Genomic DNA, 15,803 nt, shown 5'->3' on the forward strand with positions numbered 1-15,803 from the left:
CGGCTCTCGGCACCCGGGGAAAAGGGGGCGGCGCCCCCTCCCCCGGGATCTGGTTCAGAGCAGGCCGGCCCGGATCATGGCCCGGCGCAGTCGGCCGATCTCCGCGCCCGTCGCCTTGCTGGTGGAAACCGGCGCCCGCCCACCGGGGGTCCGGGTCTGCGGGGTCGCTTCGGTGCGGGTTGCGGTGCGGAACGTGTCCGAGAAAATGCCCATCATGATGTGGTCATCTTTCAAGTCAGTGTTGCATGTCAGTGTTACAGGCCGAGGAGTCGGCATCCGCCGAACGCCCGGTGCCCGGTGCCCGGTGCAATGGGGGTGCCGGTGTCGTCCGCCGGCCCTGATATGTCGCAAATCGGCGTCCGCGCGATGGATGACATCGGTCCGGGTCAACGGACACAGGCTTTCCATCGATGCCGGAGGGGTCATGCCGGCGTTCCGCGCGTCCAGTCTCTCCGTCATGGGCCAATCCTCCCGCGTTCGTTTCGTTGTCCCATAGCTATGACACTTGCATCGACGGGGCGAGTCAGGAAGACTTGCAACATGTTAGGTCGACTTACAGCATGAACTGGCGCGACATCCCCTCGCTCAAGGCTCTCCGCGCGTTCGAGGCCGCGGCCCGCCACGGCAGCTTTTCGGCCGCCGCGCGGGATCTGAACGTAACCCATGCCGCCGTGGCGCAGCATGTCCGCGCGCTGGAGGATCACTTCTCGCAGCCCCTGATGCGGCGCTCGGGCAACGCGATGACGCTCACCCCCGAGGGCCAGCCGCTGGCCCATGCGCTCGGCGAAGCCTTCGGCCTGATCGGCACCGCCACCCGCGACCTGCTCGACCGGGGCAGCGCCCGCGCCCTGCGGGTGGCGCTGACACCCTCCTTCGCGGCCAACTGGCTGATGCCCCGAATCGGCCGGTTCTGGGCCCGGCACCCGGATGTCCCGCTGGAGCTGATCCCCTCCAACAGGCTCGTCGACCTGCGGGCAGAGGGCATGGACATCGCGATCCGCTACGGCCGCGGCCCCTGGTCCGGCGTCGACAGCATGCCGCTGGTCCCCGCCGGGCACGTCGCGGTCGGCGCACCGGGCCGCTACGGCCACCTCTCCCCCGACAACCTGTCGGAGCTGACCGGAGAGACCTGGCTGGTCGACACGATCCGCAGCGAGGAACGGCTCTGGGCCCGGGCCAACGGCCTCGATCTCGACAGCGAACGGGTGCTGACCTTCGACACCGCGCAGCTCACCCGGGAGGCCGCCAAGGCCGGGCTCGGCATCGCCATCCTGCCCGCTCCGATCGTCGCCGACGAGGTCGCGGCCGGCACGCTGCTGAAGCTCTGCGCCGAGGAAGGCAGCGCACTGGCCTATCACGTGGTGACACGGCCCGGCACGCTGCTGCCGGCGCGGGATATCTTCATTAGCTGGTTGAAGGACGAGGCCCGAACCTGACTCGCGGCCTCAGGTCTTCATTGCCTCGCAATATCCCCGCCGGAGGCAGCCCGGCCAAACAAGCCGGGCAGGTCCCGAACAGGCGCGCAGATTCTTGGAAATCAGCGGGGGCTGCGCTTGGCGAGGATCCGCTGCAGGGTCCGGCGATGCATGCTCAGCCGCCGCGCGGTCTCCGACACGTTCCGGTCGCAAAGCTCGTAGACCCGCTGGATATGCTCCCACCGGACCCGGTCCGCGGACATCGGGTTCTCGGGCGGCGGCGGCAGGGCATCGGTCCCGGCCAGCAGCGCGTTGGTCACGTCGGTGGCGTCGGCCGGCTTCGACAGGTAATCCGTCGCGCCCATCTTCACCGCGGCCACGGCCGTCGCAATGGCGCCATAGCCGGTCAGCACGACGATCCGGCTGTCCGGCCGGCGCTCGCGCAGCGCCTCGACCACGTCGAGCCCGTTGCCGTCCTCCAGCCGCAGGTCGATCACCGCATAGGCGGGCGGCCGCGCCGTGGCGATCGCCCGGCCGCCGGCCACGGTCTCGGCGGTCTCGACCGAGAACCCGCGCTTCTCCATGGCTTTCGCGAGGCGCCGCAGAAACGGCTCGTCGTCATCGACCAAAAGCAGGGATTTGTCGTCCCCAAGTTCCAATACGTTTGCGTCCACCGGCGTTCATCCTCGGCCCCATCTGGTGAACTAACTAGTTTGCACCATGCCCCCGGTCAATTCGGACCGCGCTCAGACCGCCTCGGCCACGCATTGCACCGTGTCGGCCACCTGTTCGGGGGTGGCGTCCCGGCGGAAGAAATCTACGAAGCCCCGCTCGGGCAGCATCAGGTAGGTCAGCACCGTGTGGCTCACCAGGTAGAAGTCGTCCTCGGGGTCCGCCGGCACCTCGTAGCTAACGCGGTAGGCCTTCGCCGCCGCGTCGACCTGCTCGGGCGTGCCGGTCAGCCCGATCATCTCCTCGTGGAAATTGTCGGTGAATGCGTCCACCACCTCGGGCGTGTCCCGCCTGGGGTCCACCGAGATGAAGACGGATCTCGCCTCGACCCCGCGCGAGGTCAGGATGTCGATGGCCTGCCCGTTGCGCATCGCGTCCAGCGGACAGACGTCGGGGCAGAAGGTATAGCCGAAATAGACCAGCGTCGGCTCGGTGATGATCTCTTCGCTGGTCACCGTCTCGCCGGTCTCGTCGACCAGCTCGAAGGGCCCGCCGATGGCGCCGCCGGCGACCCGGCCCACGGTGCAATCGCCCAAGGAGGCCGACCGCTCCGACCAGGCCATCCAACCCCAGGCGCCGCCCAGCGCCAGCAGCGCCACGGCAGCCGTTCCAAGAACGATGTGTCTCTTCCCCATGCGGGCCTCCATTGATCCGGTTCGCCGCGAGACATACCCTTGTCCTGCCCGGGTGCAAAAGGAGCAATTGCCGCACATGGACGTGACCGAATTCGAAATGTTCCGCGACCATGAGCGGTCGAACTGGGTGCGCCTGCGCACCCTGGTCGTCCTGCGCTGGATTGCCATCGCCGGGCAGACCATCGCGCTGATCGTCGCGGCCGAGGCCTTCGGGCTCCGGGTCGAGGTCGGTCTCGCGGCCATGACCATCGGCGCCTCGGTCCTCGCCAACCTGTTCTCGACCTTCGTCTTTCCCGAGAACCAGCGCCTGTCGGAGCGTCAGGCCACGCTGATGATGGTGTTCGACATCCTGCAGCTGGGGCTGCTGCTGTATCTGACCGGCGGGCTGAACAACCCCTTCGCGCTGCTGATGCTCGCGCCGGTGACGATTTCGGCCACCGTGCTGCACCTGCGCTCCACCCTCGCGCTGGGCGGGCTGGCCATCGCGATCGTCACCGCGCTCACGCAATTCTACCTGCCCCTGCGCTCGGCCGACAACACGGTCCTGGTGCTGCCCGACCTCTTCAACTTCGGCTTCTGGCTCAGCCTTGTGATCGGCGCGGTGTTTCTCGCGCTCTACGCGCGGCAGGTCACCAACGAGATGCACATCATGGGCGACGCGTTGCTGGCGACGCAGCTGGCCCTGGCCCGCGAGCAGAAGCTGACCGATCTGGGCGGCGTCGTGGCCGCGGCGGCGCATGAACTCGGCACCCCGCTGGCCACGATCACCCTGGTCTCCTCCGAACTGACCGAAGAGCTCGACGGCATGCCCGAGCTTCAGGACGACGCCCGGCTGATCCGCCAGCAGGCCGACCGCTGCCGCGACATCCTGCGCTCCATGGGCCGGGCGGGGAAGGACGACATGCACCTGAAGCGCGCCCCGCTGGAGGTCGTCGTGCGCGAGGCGGCCGAACCCCACGCCAATCGCGGCAAGACCATCGTGATCGAGGCCCACCCCGAATCCGGCACCGGCACGGGACAGCCCATCATCTTCCGGCGTCCCGAGGTCATCCACGGGCTGCGCAACCTGGTTCAGAACGCGGTGGATTTCGCCCATGGCGAGGTCAGCGTCCATCTCACCTGGTCCCAGGACGAGGTGAAGGTCCGCATCGCCGACGACGGCGCGGGATTTCCACCGCAGCTGATCGGCCGGATCGGCGATCCGTTCGTAGGCCGCAGGCGCGGCGGCGAGAATCGCGGCCGCCGCCCGGGATACGAGGGCATGGGTCTCGGCCTCTTCATCGCCAAGACCCTGCTGGAGCGGTCCGGGGCACGGATCTCGTTCGCCAACGGCGGCGGGCCGGGCCGCCGGCGCGGGCGGCTGGGCGGGGCGATCGTGCGGGTCGTCTGGCCGCGCGCCGCGCTCGAAGCCGGCAAGGCCGGAGAGGCCGAGGCCCTGGGCGAGAACCGCCCCTTCGTCGCCTGACCGCGCGATCAGCGGCCTTCCGCGCGATTTATCCCGGTTTAACGGCTGATTAACCAATCTTGTCCATGGTCGGAGGGTCAATCATGAGGGATCGCGATGACCGTTCAGAACCTGATCGCCCTTGGACTACCGCTGCTCGCCTGTGTAGTTGCCGTTTATCTGGTGAACCGCGAATCACGGTATGGCCGCTCCGTCGCCCGACAATTGCTGCGCGAGGCGGAAGGTTCGATCACCTTCCTTCTGGACGGCGACCACCTGGAGGATGCGACACCGGCCGCACATGCCCTGCTGCCCCGGCGCGACGGCCACACGCCCGACCGCGAGACGTTGATACGGGCGCTCTCGGCCCGGTTCGGCAACCTGCGGCAGGTGCTCGACACGATCGAGGGCGAGGGGATCATCACCATCCCCGCCGACGACGGCCCGGAATGGGTGGAAGCGGAATACTGGGAGGGCTTCCTGCGCCTGACCCTGCACAGCGATATCGGCGCACGGGCCCCTGGGATAAGTGCGCTCGCCGTCTCCGAGCTTGAGCAGGAGCTCGAATCGCTGCGCGCCATGGGCGAGGATTCGCCACAGCTGATCTGGCACCAAAACGGCCACGGAGAGATCACCTGGGCCAACAGGGCCTACCTCGACCTCGACGCCCGGCTGTCCGGCAGCATGGCGGCGGCAGATCCCGGGGCCTGGCCGCCGGGCCAGATCTTCGGCACCCTCGACGCGCCCCCCGACCAGGGGGACACCGATCAACGGCGTGTGCCGGTCGCGCTGCCCGAGGCGGATGAAGAGCTCTGGTTCGACATCACGACAGTCCGCCGCGGTCCCGGCTCCGTTCATTTTGCCGCCGATGCCGGCGCCGTGGTGCGGGCCGAGGTGGCCCAGCGCAACTTCGTCCAGACCCTGGCCAAGACCTTCGCCGATCTCGCCATCGGCCTTGCGATCTTCGACCGTCAGCGACGGCTGGTCATGTTCAACCCCTCGCTGATGGAGCTTACGGGCCTGCCCGTGGACTTTCTGGCGACGCGGCCGCTGATCCACTCTTTCCTCGATCGGCTGCGCGAACAGAGGATGCTGCCCGAGCCGCGCAACTACCGCAACTGGCGCGAGGAGATCGCCGCGCTGGAGGCCGAGGCCGCCGACGGCACCTATTGCGAGACCTGGATGCTGCCCGGCGGGCAGACCTACCGCGTCACCGGGCGACCCCATCCCGACGGCGCCATCGCCTTCCTGATGGAAGACATCACCGCCGAAATGTCCCTGACCCGCCGGTTCCGCAGCCAGATCGAGACGGCGACCGCGGTGTTCGATTCCCTCGACGAGGGGATCGCGGTGTTCAGCCCCTCGGGCACGCTCACCATGGCCAACGCCGCCTACGAAGAGCTCTGGCCCCGGCATGACGAGACCGCGACGGACGCCGCCGGGGGCCTTGCGGGCGCGACCCTGTCCCTGCGCGAACACCGGCTGCGCGGCGAGATCGAGCGATGGAAGGCGAGCTGTGTGCCGAGCGACCTGTGGGCCGACATCCGCAGCAGCGCCGCCTCCGGCGAGGAGCGTCGGCCCTGGACAGGCCGGGTGCGCCGGGACGACGGCCGGCTGGTGCTATTCCGCGTCGTACCGCTTGCCGCAGGGGCCACGATGGTCGCCTTCAGCCACCCCCAGGACGAGGCCGAACTGCGCCCGCTGCTGCCCGCGCCGCGGCCCGTCGCCGCCACCGCCTGACGGGTGCGAATTCCGCTTGCGGCGCTGCAGGCAGGGCCTAGTCTGCCGACATGCTCAGGCTTGCCGGACCCATCCACCTCGCTTCGCCCGATGCGACCGACGATCTCGGCGCCCGTTTTGCGCCGGTGCTCGGGCCCGGCGACGTGCTGCTGCTCTCGGGCGCGATCGGGGCCGGCAAGACCGCCTTCGCCCGCGCCCTGATCCAGGCCAGGCTGGGCCGCCCCGAGGACGTGCCCTCGCCGACCTTCACCCTGGTCCAGACCTATGACGCGCCCGCCAAGCCGAGGGCCCCGGCCTGCGAGATCTGGCATGCAGATCTTTACCGCCTGACCGGCCCCGGCGAGGCTGTCGAACTGGGCCTGGAAGAGGCGTTCACGGACGCGATCTGCCTGGTGGAATGGCCCGACCGCCTTGGCGACCTGACACCGCCCGAAGCGCTGCGCCTAGATTTCGCGGCGCTGGACCGCGGCCACGAGGTGACCTTTCACGGACCACCCGGCTGGCGCCCGCGGCTGGAGCGAATCCTTGCCTGAGCGCCCCGATCTCGTCGCCCGCTTCCTCCAGCGCACCGGACATGGCGACTGGCTGCGAGAGCCGCTGCCTGTGGACGCCTCCCGCCGCCGCTACGAACGGCTCCGCCGGGGCGGGATCTCGCGCATCCTGATGGACGCGCCCCCCGAGGCCGGCGAGGATGTCCGCCCGTTCCTGCGGATCGCGGACCACCTGCACAGCCTCGGCCTGGCCGCGCCGGCCATTCACCATGCCGATGCGCAGGCCGGCCTGCTGATCCTCGAGGACCTGGGCCCCGACCAGGCCGCCGGCGCCATCGAGGCCGCGCCCGCGGCCGAGGTCCCGATCTATGAGGCCGCCGCCGAGGCGCTGGCCGTGCTCCAAAGCCACCCCGCGCCGGAGGGCCTGGCCCGCCTCGACCCCGAAACCGGGGCGGCGATGCTGGAGCCTCTTCTTGACTGGCACGGCGATATCAATCCGGCGGCCGCCCGCGCCATCACCGACGAAACCGCCCGGATGCTGGAAGCCCATGCCGGGGCGCCCGAGGTCCTGTCCCTGCGCGATTTCCACGCCGAGAACCTGATCTGGCGGCCGGAGCGCAGAGGGCTGGACCGTGTCGGCCTGCTCGATTTCCAGGACGCCTTCCTCGCGCCCCCCGCCTATGATGTCGCCTCGCTGCTGGACGACGTGCGCCGCGCGGTCTCTGCCCCGGCCGAGGCGGCGGCGCTGCAGCGTTTCGTCGCGCGGACGGGGACCGACCCCGAGGCGCTCGCCGCCGCCCGCGCCGTGCTGTCGCTGCAACGCAACCTGCGGATCCTGGGGATCTTCGCCCGGCTGGTGCAGCGCGACGGCAAGCGCCGCTACCTCGCCTTTCTGCCACGGCTGCGCCACCTGCTGGCCCGGCACCTCGACCATCCCGCAGCCGCCGGGCTGCGCCCCCTCGCCCTGCCGCTGATCGAAAAGCCCCCCGCATGGGCGTGACACCGGAGGCCGCGCTGTTCTTCGCCGCCGGGCTGGGCACCCGGATGCGGCCGCTCACCGATACCCGGCCCAAGCCGCTGGTACGAGTGGGCGGCACCACCCTGCTGGATCATGCGCTGTCGCTGGCCGAGGCCGCGGGGATCGGGCGCAAGGTGGTCAACGCGCATTACCTCGCGGACATGATCGCAGCGCACCTTCAGGGCCGCGACATCGCCCTCTCGGACGAGCGTGACCGGCTGCTCGACACCGGCGGGGGGCTGCGCAAGGCCCTCCCGTTGCTGGGGCCCGGGCCTGTCTTTACCATGAACACCGATGCGGTCTGGCGCGGGCCGAACCCCTTCGCCCTGCTGCGGGACCATTGGGCGCCGGACCGGATGGAGGCGCTGTTGCTCTGCGTCCCGCGCGAGGCGGCGCTGGGCCACGCCGGAGCGGGAGATTTCACATTCGATCCGGCCGGCCGCCTCGCCTACGGGCCCGGGCCGGTCTATACAGGCGCGCAGATCGTCGCCCCCGCGACGCTGGACGGCATCGACGGGGACGTGTTCTCGATGCGCCGCGTCTGGGACCGGATGATCGACCGGGGCACGATCTTCGGCCTGGCCTATCCGGGCCGGTGGTGCGACGTGGGCCGGCCGGACAGCATACCAATCGCGGAGACGCTGACATGATATTCGACGATCAGCGCGGGCCCCGGGTCTTCGGCCTGCCTCCCGGCGTCGATTTCGGCGCAGAGCTGGTGCGCGGCCTGACCGCCCGCGCGGCCCATCTGCCGCCGGAAAAACGCGCCCGCATAGAGCTCTACGTGAACACTGCCCGAATGCAGCGCTACCTGCGCAACGTCTGGGACAGGGGGCCGGCCACGCTTCTGCCGCGGATGCGGCTGGTCACGGACCTGGCCGAGGATCCGGTGGCCGGCGCCCCGCCGCCCGCCGCCCCCATGGCCCGCCGGTTCCAGATCATGCGGCTTGTCGCGGCGCTTCTGGACAGCGTGCCCGACATCGCGCCCCGCGCCGCGCTGCACGACCTGGCCGAGAGCCTGGCCGCCCTGCTCGACGAGATGGAGGTCGAAGGGGTCGCGCCGGGCACGCTCGCCGGGCTCGACGGGACGGACCAGTCCGAGCACTGGCAAACGGCGCTGCAGTTCCTGCAGATCGTCGAGGGCTTCATGGCCGAGGGCATCGCCCCCGGCCCAGGCCGCCGTCTGCGGGAAAGGGCCGAGGCGCTGACCGAGCTGTGGCGCCACGATCCGCCCGATACGCCGGTGATCGTCGCGGGCTCCACCGCCTCGCGCGGGTCCACGGCGCTGCTGATGCAGGCGGTGGCGCGCCTGCCGCAGGGGGCGCTGGTCCTGCCCGGGTTCGACTTCGACCTGCCGGCCGGCGTCTGGGCCGGTATGGACACGGCGATGGAGGCCGAGGACCACCCGCAATTCCGCTTCAAGCGCCTGCTGGACGCGCTGGAGATCCAGCCCCGCGACGTCATGCGCTGGACCGACGTCGCCCCGGCGCAGCCCGCCCGCAACCGGCTGGTCTCGCTGGCGATGCGGCCGGCGCCGGTGACCGATGCCTGGCTGGACGAGGGTCCGGCGCTTGGCGATCTGCGCACGGCGACGCTTGGCCTGACCCTGATCGAGGCCCCCTCGCCCCGGGCCGAGGCGGAGACCATCGCGCTGGGCCTGCGGGCAGCGATAGAGCGGGGGCAGACCGCCGCGCTCATCACGCCGGACCGGATGCTGACGCGGCAGGTGGCGGCCGCGCTGGACCGGTGGGATATCGTTCCCGACGACAGCGCGGGCCAGCCCCTGCCCCTGTCGCCGCCGGGCCGCTTTCTGCGGCAGGTCCTTGGGTTGCTGAGCGGCCGGGTCTCGGCGGCCGACCTTCTGGCGCTGCTGAAACACCCGCTTTGCCATGGCGGCGCGGGGCGCAACCGGCACCTGCTGGCCACGCGCGCCTTCGAGCTTCACCTGCGGCGCAACGGGCCGGCGCATCCGGACGGCGCGGCCGTTCTGGCCTGGGGCATGCTTGAAAAGGCGACGCCGGAGCAGGCCGCCTGGGCCGCCTGGCTCGCCCCGCTGCTGGATCGGCCGCGCCCCGGCAACGGCCCCGTCTCCGCCCATCTCGCCCACCATCTTGCGCTGGCAGAGGCGTTGTCGGCCGGGCAATCTGGCAGCGGGCCCCTCTGGGAAGAGGTCGCCGGGCGCGAGGCGCGGACCCTGATGACCGAACTTGCCACCCATGGCGACGCCGCCGGGCCGCTCACCCCCGACGATTACGCAACACTGTTCGCCGGCACGCTTCAAACCCAAGAGGTCCGCAACCCGGATACCGGCGACCCGCGCGTCCTGATCTGGGGCACGCTGGAATCGCGGGTCCAGGGCGCGGACCTGGTTATCCTCGGCGGGCTGAACGACGGCACCTGGCCCGAAAACCCCCAGCCCGACCCCTGGCTGAACCGCAAGATGCGGGCGGAGGCCGGGCTGACACTGCCCGAACGGCGGATCGGCCTGTCCGCCCATGACTTTCAGCAAGCGGTCGCCGGGGCCGAAGTCTGGATCAGCCGCGCCCGCCGGTCGGATGATGCCGAGACCGTGCCCTCGCGCTGGCTCAACCGCCTGACCAACCTGTTGGGCGGGCTGATCGAGACCCACGGCCCCCAGGCCCTCGACGACATGCGCCGGCGCGGAGAGACCTGGGTCGCGCAGGCCGCCGCGATGTCCGCGCCGACAGAGACTGTTCCTGCCGCAATCCGCCCCGCGCCCCGGCCGCCGGTGGACAAACGGCCGACCCAGATCTCGGTCACCGAGGTGCAGACGCTGATCCGAGACCCCTACGCGGTCTACGCCAAACGGGTGCTTGGCCTGCGTGTGCTCGACCCGCTGGTGCCCGCGCCCGACGCGCCGTTGCGGGGCACGATCCTGCACGATGCGCTTGAGGCCTTCGTCAAGGACGGCCCGGACCCCGCCGACGCCGGCGCCCATGCCGCCCTTATGGCCGCGACGGAAGCCGCGCTGGCCGCCGCCTGCCCCTGGCCCGCCCATCGCAGGCTCTGGGCGGCGCGAATGGCGCGGGTGGCCGGCTTCTTTCTGCAGACAGAGGTCGAGCGCCGCGCCATCGCCACGCCCGAAGCCTTCGAGACCTGGGCCGAGATCGAGATTGCGACGCCCAGACTTACGCTCAAGGGCAAGGCCGACCGCATCGACCGGATGCCGGACGGGCGGGTGATCCTATATGATTACAAGACCGGCACGCCGCCCAGCGAGAAGCAGCAGCAGAAATTCGACAAGCAGCTTCTGCTGGAGGCCGCGATGACGTCACGCGGAGGGTTCAGAGAGATCGGCCGCGCGGACACCGCGCTGGCCCGGTTCATCGGCCTGGGCGGCACGCCGAAGATCGTCGACGCCCCGCTGGAGGAAACGTCCCCGGACGTGGCTTGGCAGCAGTTCCTGGCATTCATGACGGTCTGGACCGACCCGGCCAAGGGCTATCCGGCCCGCCTGACCGCGTACCGCGACACCGAGCCCGGCGATTATGACCACCTCGCCCGTTTCGGCGAGTGGGACGTGGCCACGCATTTCACGCCGGAGGACCTGACATGAGCCCCGGCGACGAGGCGACCCAACGGCAGGTCGACGCTGCCGATCCGCGCAACTCTACCTGGCTGTCGGCCAATGCGGGATCGGGCAAGACCCGCGTGCTGACCGACCGGGTGGCACGGCTGCTGCTGCAGGGGGTCGATCCACAGAACATCCTGTGCCTGACCTTCACCAAGGCCGCGGCGTCCGAAATGCAGAACCGCCTGTTCCGGCGCCTCGGCGCCTGGGCGATGATGGACGCGGGGCCGCTGCGCGAGGAGCTTGACCGCCTGGGCGCCGAACAGCCGGACGAGCTTGGCTTTGCCCGCCGGCTCTTTGCCCGCGCGATCGAGACGCCGGGCGGCCTCAAGATCCAGACGATCCATGCCTTCTGCGCCGGTGTCCTGCGCCGCTTTCCGCTGGAGGCCGGCGTCTCGCCCCGCTTTGCCGAGATGGAGGATCGCTCCGCCGACCTGCTTCGCGCGGAGGTGCTGGACGAGATCGCGGAGCGTCAGCCCGCCCTGCTGGACCGTTTCGCCGCGCATTTCACCGGGGCCGAGATAGAGCCGTTTCTGAAAGAGCTGACCGGCCATGCCCGGGCGTTGTCCACGCCGCCCGACACCGCGAAGCTGGCCGCGCTGCTGGGTGTCGATCCGACCACGACCATCGCGGCCGTGATGGAGGAGGTCTATCCCTCGGACCTGAACACCCTCTTGAGCATGTTGCACGAAGCCTGCGCCGCGGGATCGACGATGGACCAACGGGCCGCGGACAAGCTGAAACCCGTTCTGGGCCGAAACAGTCTCGATCCGGAGGTGTTCGACCTGTTCTGCGAGCTGTTCCTGTTCGGCAAGTCCGCCAAGGACCCGTTCGGCTCGAAAACGGGAAAATTCCCCACTGCCGCGACCCGCAAGGCGCATCCGGAACTTGCCGAGGACATCGACGACATCATGGATGCGACGGCCGATCTGCGGCCCTGGGTACATGCCCGCAACGCCTTCGACCGGGGGGCCGACCTTCTGCAATTCGGCCACGCCTTCATCACCGCCTACGAGGCCCGCAAACGGGCGAAGGGGGCGCTGGATTTCGACGATCTGATCAACAACACGCGGGCGTTGCTCGACGACCGCGCCCTGGCGCAATGGGTTCTGTTCCGGCTGGACGGCGGCATCGACCATATCCTGGTGGACGAGGCGCAGGACACCTCGCCCGGCCAATGGGCGGTCATCGAGCGGCTGACCGAAGAGATGAATTCCGGCGAGGGGGCGCATGGCGACCGGCCGCGCACGCTGTTCGTGGTGGGGGACAAGAAACAATCGATCTATTCGTTCCAGGGCGCCGATGCCGACGCGTTCGACGACATGCGCAAGCTCTTCGACGCCAAGGTCGCGCACGGCGGCGGCAGGCTGCACGAATTGCCGCTGGAATTCTCCTTCCGCTCGGCCGGGGCGATCCTGTCGCTTGTCGATGCCACCTTCACCGGCGAAATGGCCGAGGGGCTGGAGCGGGACGTGTTCCACCGACCCTTCAAGTCGACGCTCCCCGGGCGTGCCGATCTTTGGCCCTCGATCGGGAAAGCCGGCCCCGACGACGACGACACGCCCTGGTACACCCCGGTCGACCGCGTCGGCGAACAACACCACGACGTGCGGCTGGCGGACCGGATCGCCGAGACCATCCAGTCTCTGACTCACCCGGAATCGGGCGAGACGATCCCCGACGAGGTCGACGGCGCCCTGATCCGGCGGCCGATCCGGCCCGGGGATTTCCTGATCCTGGTGCAGCGCCGCTCGCGTCTTTTCGGAGAGATCATACGCGCGTGCAAGGCGCGGGGGCTGCCCATCGCCGGGCGCGACAGGCTCAAGGTCGGGGCGGAGCTTGCGGTGCGCGACCTGGCCGCGCTGCTGCGGTTCCTGGCGCTGCCCGACGACGACCTGTCGCTCGCCGCCGCGCTGAAATCGCCGCTGTTCGGCTGGTCCGAGCAAGAGCTCTTTACCCTCGCCAACGGACGCACCGGGGTCCTGTGGCAGGGCCTGCGCGACGGCACCGCGCACCCCGAGACCCGTGCGATCCTGCGGGACCTGCGGGACCGCGCCGATTTCTTCCGGCCCTACGACCTGCTGGCCCGGATCCTGATCCGCCACGACGGACGCCGCCGGCTGATCGCGCGCCTGGGAGAGGAGGCCGAGGACGGGATCGACGCGCTTCTGGCGCAGTCCCTGGCCTACGAACAATCCGACGTGCCCAGTCTGACCGGCTTTCTCGGCTGGATGGAGACCGAGGAGATCGAGGTCAAACGCCAGATGGACGCCCAGGGCGACCGGATCCGGGTGATGACCGTCCACGGAGCCAAGGGGCTGGAGGCGCCGATCGTGATCCTGCCCGACACGACCCCCCGCAGGCGGGAGTTGCGCCGGGCGATCTGGCCACTGGAGGACACGCTCGCCTGGGCGCCCCCGGCCGACAAGCTGCCCGAGGCCCTTTCGGTGGTGAAACAGAGCCTTGTCGAGGCCCAGGACCGCGAACGTCGGCGGCTGTTGTACGTGGCCCTGACGCGGGCCGAGAAATGGCTGATCGTCTGCAACGCGGGCGATCCCGGCAAGGATCGGCAGGACAGCTGGTATCAGGCCGTGAACCATGCGCTGGGCGCGCTCGGCGCCGTCCCGCTGAACCTGCCCGACGGCGACGGCCTGCGGCTGGCAAGCGGCGATTGGTCGGGATTGCCCCTCGTGTCGCCGGAGGTGCCGCGCAGACGGACGGCCATACCGCCGAGCTTCGACAGGCCGCGCACGGCTGAGGTGCGAAAGACACGGTCGCCCTCGGACCTTGGTGGCGCGAAAGTGCTGCTCGGCGAGACCGACAGCGACCTGTCGGAGGAGGCAAAGGACCGGGGCACGGCGATCCACGCGCTTCTCGAACATCTCGCCGGGCGGCCTCGAACAGACTGGCCCGCCATGGCCGAGGCCCTCGGCGCCACCGAGCATCTGCCCGACGCCACCCGTGTGCTGACCGCGCCCGCGCTCGCCCCCGTCTTTGCGCCGGACGCCCTGGCAGAAGTCTCTGTTACGGCGGAACTCGATCAGATCGGGCGGATTCACGGGATCATCGACCGGCTTGTCGTAGGCGACACGGTGCTGGCCGTAGACTTCAAGACCAACCGCGCTGTGCCCGCCCGCCCCGAGGACACGCCCGAGGCGTTGTTGCGCCAGATGGGCGCCTATGCGCTGGCGCTGCGGCAGATCTACCCGGACCGCGACGTGCGGACCGCGATCCTCTGGACCGCGACCGCCACGCTGATGGAGCTGCCAGACGCGCTGATCAATGCCGCTATTCTCCGCACGCCGGCACCTTGACCGCGTCTGCCCCCATCCCTACGTTCCGCTCCAACATATAGCGGCTCAGGAGAGACCAAATGGCAACCGTTGCTGTCACCGACGACACATTCGATACCGAAGTCCGCCAATCCTCGATCCCGGTGGTCGTGGATTTCTGGGCGGAGTGGTGCGGCCCCTGCAAACAGATCGGCCCCGCGCTCGAAGAGATCTCGGCCGAGATGGACGGCAAGATCAAGATCGTGAAGGTCAATGTCGACGAGAATCCGAACTCGCCCGCGCAGATGGGCGTTCGCGGCATTCCGGCGCTGTTCATCTTCAAGGACGGCGAGGTCGTGTCCAACCGCGCCGGCGCCGCCCCCAAGGCCGCGCTTCAGGGCTGGATCACCGAGTCGATCTGATCCCGCCGAGATTTGAGACGGAAAGGGCGCCTTCGGGCGCCCTTTTTCGTGGCCGGCGTTTGTGACGGGACATCAGGCCGGCCAGCCCAGCGCATACAACCGGGCGCGGATCTGCTCTTCGGCATCCTCACGCCCGGCGTTGATCGACATGCGCTGCCAGAACCACCAGAGATAGCCCGCGTAATCGGGCCGCATCTGCCGGACGGCCTCGAACGCGCCGTCCACCCCCAGGGTCGCGACGTTCGCGGCGATGTGGTGAAAGTCGATCCCGGCGAACAGCACCGCAGGCTTGCCGAAGAAATATCCGTTGAACGCCGCGGAGGAATTCTGCGTCACCACGAAATCGCAACGCTCAAGCGCCTGTTCCATCCCGCCGGTGACGATCCGCATCCGTGGAACGGACAGCGCGGCGAGCGCGGCGCGGTCGGCCCTGGAATAGGTCTCTTTGGGGTGCAGCCCGACGAGGACCTCGTGGTCGGGCACCTGGTCCAGAACATGGCGCAGCATGTCAAGCGGCGAGCACGTCTGGAACGACCGCTTTTCCCGTAGAAGCCCTTGCAAAGGCACGTAAACCAGCGGGTCGCGCCGGGCCCGCGCCGGCGCGTCGCCAAAGAGGTGCCGCTGCCAGAACCGATAGAACCGCCGCGCCCCGCCCGGTTTCGCCGGGGGCGCGAACGCCGCCCGCGCCACGTCCCAGTCCCACCGGGCCGCGCGACGCTCGATCTGCCAGAACGGGTAGTGATAGACCCGCCGGAAGGTCAGCCCCGAGGGCCCCGGCGGATCGGCCATGTGAAACATCGCCCGGCCGGGACGCGCCCCCGCAAGGGCCCGTTCGACCGGCGTGTCCGGCGCATATGCGACTGTAAGCCCCGCGCCCCGGAGAACCCCCGCCATGAGCCCGATGAACCGGTGCCGCCCGGCCTCGGCGTTCTGCCGCAAACCGTCCTCGAGGTAGAATGTGACAAGCTCGCGCGGCATGGACCGGACGCTACCTCTCGGCGCTCTGACTTGTCCATCGGGGATCCGACCGCCATATGGGGGC

The 15,803-nt window shown here is 69.7% G+C and carries 13 protein-coding genes; 9 read left to right on the forward strand and 4 right to left on the reverse strand.

From position 1 onward, the window contains the following. Window positions 1-54 precede the first annotated feature (54 nt). On the reverse strand, window positions 55-459 hold the full coding sequence (locus tag ROA7023_RS24360) for a hypothetical protein (protein WP_159458446.1): 405 nt from the start codon (window positions 457-459) through the stop codon (window positions 55-57). Window positions 460-560: 101 nt separating this feature from the next. On the opposite strand from ROA7023_RS24360, the gene ROA7023_RS05135 reads away from it, so the two are divergent. After that, on the forward strand, window positions 561-1,436 hold the full coding sequence (locus ROA7023_RS05135) for a LysR family transcriptional regulator (protein WP_085877950.1): 876 nt from the start codon (window positions 561-563) through the stop codon (window positions 1,434-1,436). A gap of 101 nt (window positions 1,437-1,537) precedes the next feature. On the opposite strand, the gene ROA7023_RS05140 is transcribed toward ROA7023_RS05135, so the two are convergent. Continuing rightward, complete coding sequence (locus ROA7023_RS05140; RefSeq protein ID WP_085877951.1) at window positions 1,538-2,089, reverse strand: ActR/PrrA/RegA family redox response regulator transcription factor; 552 nt, start codon at window positions 2,087-2,089, stop codon at window positions 1,538-1,540. 72 nt (window positions 2,090-2,161) lie between these two features. Then, window positions 2,162-2,782, reverse strand: a complete 621-nt coding sequence (locus ROA7023_RS05145; RefSeq protein ID WP_085878151.1) for an SCO family protein — start codon at window positions 2,780-2,782, stop codon at window positions 2,162-2,164. A 76-nt stretch (window positions 2,783-2,858) separates the two neighbouring features. Between ROA7023_RS05145 and regB the strand changes: the two genes are divergently transcribed. The 8 genes from regB to trxA all read left to right on the forward strand — a co-directional run bounded on the left by regB (window position 2,859) and on the right by trxA (window position 14,761). Beyond that, window positions 2,859-4,247 (forward strand): sensor histidine kinase RegB, encoded by a 1,389-nt coding sequence (regB, locus tag ROA7023_RS05150; RefSeq protein ID WP_085877952.1) that lies wholly within the window; start codon window positions 2,859-2,861, stop codon window positions 4,245-4,247. A 96-nt stretch (window positions 4,248-4,343) separates the two neighbouring features. Next, on the forward strand, window positions 4,344-5,966 hold the full coding sequence (locus tag ROA7023_RS05155; protein ID WP_085877953.1) for a PAS-domain containing protein: 1,623 nt from the start codon (window positions 4,344-4,346) through the stop codon (window positions 5,964-5,966). A 50-nt stretch (window positions 5,967-6,016) separates the two neighbouring features. Continuing rightward, window positions 6,017-6,499 carry a tRNA (adenosine(37)-N6)-threonylcarbamoyltransferase complex ATPase subunit type 1 TsaE gene (gene tsaE, locus ROA7023_RS05160; RefSeq protein WP_085877954.1) on the forward strand — a complete coding sequence of 161 codons (483 nt, stop codon included), beginning with the start codon at window positions 6,017-6,019 and terminating at the stop codon, window positions 6,497-6,499. Continuing rightward, a complete protein-coding gene (locus ROA7023_RS05165; protein WP_143535450.1) occupies window positions 6,492-7,457 on the forward strand; it encodes an aminoglycoside phosphotransferase family protein in 966 nt (321 codons plus the stop codon). Before tsaE ends, ROA7023_RS05165 begins: the two co-directional genes overlap by 8 nt. Further along, window positions 7,448-8,125, forward strand: coding sequence for a nucleotidyltransferase family protein (locus ROA7023_RS05170; protein WP_085877955.1), 678 nt, complete (start codon window positions 7,448-7,450; stop codon window positions 8,123-8,125). The genes ROA7023_RS05165 and ROA7023_RS05170 overlap by 10 nt, the downstream gene beginning before the upstream one ends. Further along, complete coding sequence (gene addB / locus ROA7023_RS05175; protein WP_085877956.1) at window positions 8,122-11,052, forward strand: double-strand break repair protein AddB; 2,931 nt, start codon at window positions 8,122-8,124, stop codon at window positions 11,050-11,052. The genes ROA7023_RS05170 and addB overlap by 4 nt, the downstream gene beginning before the upstream one ends. Further along, window positions 11,049-14,381 (forward strand): double-strand break repair helicase AddA, encoded by a 3,333-nt coding sequence (gene addA / locus ROA7023_RS05180; RefSeq protein ID WP_085877957.1) that lies wholly within the window; start codon window positions 11,049-11,051, stop codon window positions 14,379-14,381. Before addB ends, addA begins: the two co-directional genes overlap by 4 nt. A gap of 59 nt (window positions 14,382-14,440) precedes the next feature. After that, window positions 14,441-14,761, forward strand: coding sequence for a thioredoxin (gene trxA, locus ROA7023_RS05185; RefSeq protein WP_085877958.1), 321 nt, complete (start codon window positions 14,441-14,443; stop codon window positions 14,759-14,761). Window positions 14,762-14,833: 72 nt separating this feature from the next. On the opposite strand, the gene ROA7023_RS05190 is transcribed toward trxA, so the two are convergent. Further along, window positions 14,834-15,739 carry a hypothetical protein gene (locus ROA7023_RS05190; RefSeq protein WP_085877959.1) on the reverse strand — a complete coding sequence of 302 codons (906 nt, stop codon included), beginning with the start codon at window positions 15,737-15,739 and terminating at the stop codon, window positions 14,834-14,836. Window positions 15,740-15,803: the final 64 nt, after the last annotated feature.

Source organism: Roseisalinus antarcticus (assembly GCF_900172355.1).
GTDB lineage: Bacteria > Pseudomonadota > Alphaproteobacteria > Rhodobacterales > Rhodobacteraceae > Oceanicola > Oceanicola antarcticus_A.

Excerpts from the sequence above, each read along its gene's own strand:
- ROA7023_RS24360 (WP_159458446.1), bottom strand. The coding sequence starts at position 459 with ATGACGGAGAGACTGGACGCGCGGAACGCCGGCATGACCCCTCCGGCA.
- ROA7023_RS05135 (WP_085877950.1), top strand. The coding sequence starts at position 561 with ATGAACTGGCGCGACATCCCCTCGCTCAAGGCTCTCCGCGCGTTCGAG.
- ROA7023_RS05145 (WP_085878151.1), bottom strand. The coding sequence starts at position 2,782 with ATGGGGAAGAGACACATCGTTCTTGGAACGGCTGCCGTGGCGCTGCTG.
- regB (WP_085877952.1), top strand. The coding sequence starts at position 2,859 with ATGGACGTGACCGAATTCGAAATGTTCCGCGACCATGAGCGGTCGAAC.
- ROA7023_RS05155 (WP_085877953.1), top strand. The coding sequence starts at position 4,344 with ATGACCGTTCAGAACCTGATCGCCCTTGGACTACCGCTGCTCGCCTGT.
- tsaE (WP_085877954.1), top strand. The coding sequence starts at position 6,017 with ATGCTCAGGCTTGCCGGACCCATCCACCTCGCTTCGCCCGATGCGACC.
- ROA7023_RS05170 (WP_085877955.1), top strand. The coding sequence starts at position 7,448 with ATGGGCGTGACACCGGAGGCCGCGCTGTTCTTCGCCGCCGGGCTGGGC.
- addB (WP_085877956.1), top strand. The coding sequence starts at position 8,122 with ATGATATTCGACGATCAGCGCGGGCCCCGGGTCTTCGGCCTGCCTCCC.
- addA (WP_085877957.1), top strand. The coding sequence starts at position 11,049 with ATGAGCCCCGGCGACGAGGCGACCCAACGGCAGGTCGACGCTGCCGAT.
- trxA (WP_085877958.1), top strand. The coding sequence starts at position 14,441 with ATGGCAACCGTTGCTGTCACCGACGACACATTCGATACCGAAGTCCGC.
- ROA7023_RS05190 (WP_085877959.1), bottom strand. The coding sequence starts at position 15,739 with ATGCCGCGCGAGCTTGTCACATTCTACCTCGAGGACGGTTTGCGGCAG.